Consider the following 4,675-nt stretch of genomic DNA (forward strand, 5'->3'; position numbering starts at 1 on the left):
CCATCACAAGTATTTCCGTATAACTGCTAGGTACAGTAATGTAGGGTGGGCTTTGCCCACCATATCCGGGTTTTGGTGGGCAAAGCCCACCCTACGTGTATTTCAAAAATCAAATAGGAGTCCTATATTAAGTTGCACACTGCGCGATTATCGTAACAATGACTGATTAGGCGTTAACTGGCTCTCAAAACGGCTGTAAACAACTTGGGTTGGATACCAAGAAGAAAACCAGTACAAATCTTGAATAACTTTGCAATAACTACTCCCATCTGCTAACTCAAAGTGAACCAGACCTAAATTATTAAATCCAACTACTTCTCGCCCCTCCTGAACCCAACGAAATTTCCAAAACATCAGGGGTTGTAACCATTTCCATTTGGCATTTTCGGCTCGTTTCCAGGGAGCTATCAACGATGATATATCTGCTTTGAAGCGAGAAGTCTGAACGCTGTTTCGAGGTATCCACTCCAACACACAATGCCACTCAGAGTTAGTCAGCAACTGGCGATTATGGTGTAATTGTTTCTCTGAAATTTCTACCATATTGGGTGGATTGATCCAACCTATCCAATGTCGCACTTTTTCTGGTAGCAGCCAATGTTTCAATCGTGTATGAATGAGCCGCGTCAAAATCTCTTCATTCTTCAATGCACTAGCGGTTAATTGCACCAAGACAGACTGTAATTTGGAATGAGTGCGTGTATAAGATAAGCGAGCAACAGAACTGTAGTGAATATCTCCTGATAGAATAACGACTTGTTGACGTTCTTCAAACAAAGTAGTTAGAAATTCCGCCAGTGCTTCAACATTAATGTTCCAAGCATCTCCAACATCAGTTGAAAACACTTTCTCTTGTTGTAAATTCCAATGATGAATCCAATCAATCACTTGTAATCCAAATACATTTGTGGGAGCAATCACAAATGTAGTTTGAATCTGAGTTTGTTCAGCTATTTTTTGTAAAGGTAAAACTAGTTGTTGCTCAAAGGCTTTTGGACACAGCAGCATCGGCGGGGCGATTGGTTTTTGATCGGCTGGATAACCCCGCCAAGTGCGGGTATCCAGCACAATTACTTCATGGCGATCGCTCTGGACTGTGTAGTGCCAAGTGATTGCTTCAGGATGTCGATCCAGAATGAATACTGCACCATCTCGGACTAAAATAGGTAAATCTGTGTGGGGATCGTTGGCTGGCATACCTACATAACGAGCGATCGCCTGATCAGCCTTTGCATCTCTGCCTTGGGAAGCTGACCAAGCTTGTGCCGCCGCCAACAGCTTTTCACCGGATTGACCTTCTGCAAATTGCTCAGGTGTATTGCCCCAACCTTGAAATACCGTGTAAGCTAACAATGCATTTTGGACTATTCTTCGCCCCAAGGGACGCCCCAGGACTCGCAAACACCAAGCTTGGTTTAAATTCCAGTCATCAGTAACATCATGGTCATCAAAGATAGTGTACATGGGGATATTGGCAAGGGCGCGGCGCACTTTCCCAAGGGTATAAATGAATTGGCGCAAATGCCGGACTTGTCGGTTCCACTTCTTGATAGCATGGCGATCGCGCGTTACTTGATGTCCTTTGGGAAATGCGGCTGGCCAGCACACTGGCGACCAAGCTAGTAAATAAGTAGCGTAATACTCCCCCAGGCTGAAAAGATGGCTGTTAACTTTCTCAGATTTATTATGTAATCCTGCGGTCAATCCAGCTTGATTTGTCGCCACATCAGCCCGTTCTCCGGGGGATAGCTGCTGGGGAGTGCAGTACACTCCATTCACAGGAAGTTGTTCTTCCCAACCCAAGAGGGCATCACCAAGAGTACTGGCAACCCACAGGGATGGTTCTGCTACATCATCGCCGTAAATTTGATCTCCGGTGAGGAATAGCTGGTGCGGACGGTGTTGGGGTTGATTTGCTTTTGCCTCAATTAAACTGTCAAGAATCGGCAGTGCATCAAACCCATGACCATGAGGTTTACGGCAAGAAGCATGGATAATTTGCAAATCTTGCAGACGGTTTGGCGGCAGAACAAAGGTTGGTTTTTGATGTTCAAAGTAGCTGATGCTGATTGTAGCAGAGGAGTTTGAGCATAATGCTTGCTGTAGCGTTTGCTGCGTTTGGTCAGCGAGAGTAAATTGGAGGTCGTATGCATAGATGCGGTTATTAATTAAACGATACCCCTCCATAGACCGAGCCGTTATAGCAACAATGTGAAGGTACTTGCCCAAAGCAACCGTAGAGCGTTGCCCCTCTAATAAGCAATTTCCTAGTGCTTCACCATCAGTTGTTGTGTCATAAACCTTGAGTTTTACCTGACAAGACTGTTTCAGTGCCACCCATACCGTTACTAACTTCGGTTCAGTATGTTTTAGAATTGGCCCCGCTAAAATTAGTGGCAGTTTTTGTAAAAACTCGTCGCCAGCTTGATATTTCATTGCAAAGAGTTGACATGATGGTGTTTTGGATGATCCTGCTTTATTTATAATCCAATCACCAAATGGGGACGAGTGTTTCGCCAGTCCTCAATCTGACACGCCTCATAATGAGCGATGCCAACTCTACCAGAGGCTTGTCTGCGACACGCTCTTGCTAGCTTGCTTCCACGTTCGCGCAGCGTCCCGTAGGGAAGTGATACGCCAACGGTGGGCTATGCCTACGCAAAACTGTAAAATATGCTCATCAACTGTAAAACCAGCTGCCTTGAAAACCGACAGTATCTTTTATCGCATCTTTCAAAGCTTGCCCACCACGTTCTTTGAACTCATTAACCAACCGCCATCACTGGCCAGTGCTTACCAATTTTCTTCAGTCGAAGTCAAACAACTGGCATTTAGAATTGATGGTGTATTTTTACCCAATACTCCAGAATTACCCATTTATTTTGCTGAGGTGCAATTTCAACCAGATAAAAAAATTTATTCCCGTTTATTTGCCGAAATCTTTAACTATCTTGACAAAACTGAATTAACTAACACCTGGCGTGGTGTTGTCATCTTTCCCAATCGCAGCGTTGATACTGGAGATACAGAGAGATATGCAGAATTACTTAACTCACAACGAGTGACTCGCGTTTACCTGAACGAGTTAAGCTCAATTCCCACATCATCTATCGGGATTGAGACAGTAAAACTAATCATCGAACCAGAATCAACTGCAACAACGAAAGCTATAGAGATTGTAAACAGCGCCCGAAAAGAAATTCTCAATGCCGCCCAACAGAGGGAAATTATACAATTGATAGAAACGATATTAATCTACAAATTGCCGCGCTTGAGCCGGGAGGAGATGGGAAAAATGTTCGGATTAAGTGAGTTAAAGCAAACTAGATTTTACCAAGAAGTTTTTGCAGAGGGTAAAGAAGAGGGTAAAGAAGAAGGCAAGCTAGAAGGCAAGTTAGAAGGAAAGTTAGAAACAATACCTCAGCTATGGGCGCTAGGATTGAGTATTGAACAGATAGCTCAAGCGCTAGGTTTGGACGAACAAGTTGTTAGGCAAGCTGTACAATCGAAATCATAAAATGATGAAGAGTAACCAAAATGGTTTGCTGGTTTTGGCAATTTTACTATAGGAGATTCCATATAATAACTCTTGTGGAATAAACGTCTCGCCCGTCCCATAAGAGTCATTATTTTAATTAATTCCGAGCGATACCTTCTTGACGCGCTGCTTGTTGTACAGCAGCAGCAACAGCAGTGACGACGCGCTCATCAAAGACGGAAGGGATAATATGTTCCCGATCCAAGTCTGAAGGCTTGACTAAAGAAGCGATCGCATTTGCAGCTTCTAGGTACATTGTGGTGGTAATTGTATGGGCCCGACAATCTAAAGCACCACGGAATACCCCAGGAAAAGCTAAAACGTTATTGATTTGATTCGGGTAATCACTGCGACCGGTAGCGATCACAGCTACATCTTTGCTGATTAATTCTGGCTGAATCTCTGGAATCGGATTTGCCATTGCAAAGATAATTGGATCTTTCGCCATCGAATGCACCATTTCTGATGTCAAAACTCCCGGTGCGCTGACACCAATAAATACATCTGCTCCTTGCATTGCACCCGCTAATGTACCCTGAGCTTTCACGGCAAATTCGAGTTTTTCTTCTGTCAAATCGGTGCGACTGGTAGAGATAATCCCTTTAGAGTCGCACATCCAGATTTTTTCTGCCCCAGCTTTACGGAGTAATCGAGCGATCGCCACTCCAGCCGCCCCAGCACCATTAATCACGATGCGGATTTGGGCCATTGACTTATGTACCAGTTTCAAGGAATTAAACAATGCTGCCAAGGTGACAATTGCTGTACCATGCTGATCATCATGAAAAACCGGGATATCTAACTCTTGGCGCAATCTCTTTTCAATCTCAAAACAGCGAGGTGCAGCGATATCCTCTAAATTCACGCCCCCAAAAACTGGCGCGATATTCTTAACTGCCTGGATAATTTCTTCTGTATCTTGGGTGGCGAGACAAATGGGAAAAGCATCTAGCCCCGCAAATTCCTTAAATAGCATTGCTTTGCCTTCCATGACTGGGAGAGCAGCTGCTGGGCCGAGATTTCCCAATCCCAAAACGGCACTACCATCGGTAACAATGGCAACAGTGTTTTGTTTGATGGTTAATTTGTAAACTTCCTCTGGATCTTGAGCGATCGCTGTACAAATTCGACCGACTC

General features: G+C 44.2%; 3 protein-coding genes. 1 reads left to right on the forward strand and 2 read right to left on the reverse strand.

The features are described 5' to 3' along the window. Nucleotides 1-147: 147 nt before the first annotated feature. Complete coding sequence (locus LC574_RS27310) at nt 148-2,436, reverse strand: PhoD-like phosphatase (RefSeq protein WP_229456797.1); 2,289 nt, start codon at nt 2,434-2,436, stop codon at nt 148-150. Between the two features lie 265 nt (nt 2,437-2,701). On the opposite strand from LC574_RS27310, the gene LC574_RS27315 reads away from it, so the two are divergent. Then, a complete protein-coding gene (locus LC574_RS27315; RefSeq protein ID WP_229456799.1) occupies nt 2,702-3,517 on the forward strand; it encodes an Rpn family recombination-promoting nuclease/putative transposase in 816 nt (271 codons plus the stop codon). Nucleotides 3,518-3,635: 118 nt separating this feature from the next. Here LC574_RS27315 and LC574_RS27320 read toward each other — a convergent pair. After that, nucleotides 3,636-4,675: NADP-dependent malic enzyme (locus tag LC574_RS27320; RefSeq protein ID WP_229456798.1), on the reverse strand; the 1,040-nt coding region annotated here is incomplete at its 5' end.

The organism is Nostoc sp. CHAB 5715 (assembly GCF_020829685.1).
Taxonomy (GTDB): domain Bacteria; phylum Cyanobacteriota; class Cyanobacteriia; order Cyanobacteriales; family Nostocaceae; genus Nostoc.

What these genes read in the sequence shown, in the direction of transcription:
- LC574_RS27310 (WP_229456797.1), bottom strand. Translation starts at nt 2,436, where the DNA reads ATGAAATATCAAGCTGGCGACGAGTTTTTACAAAAACTGCCACTAATT.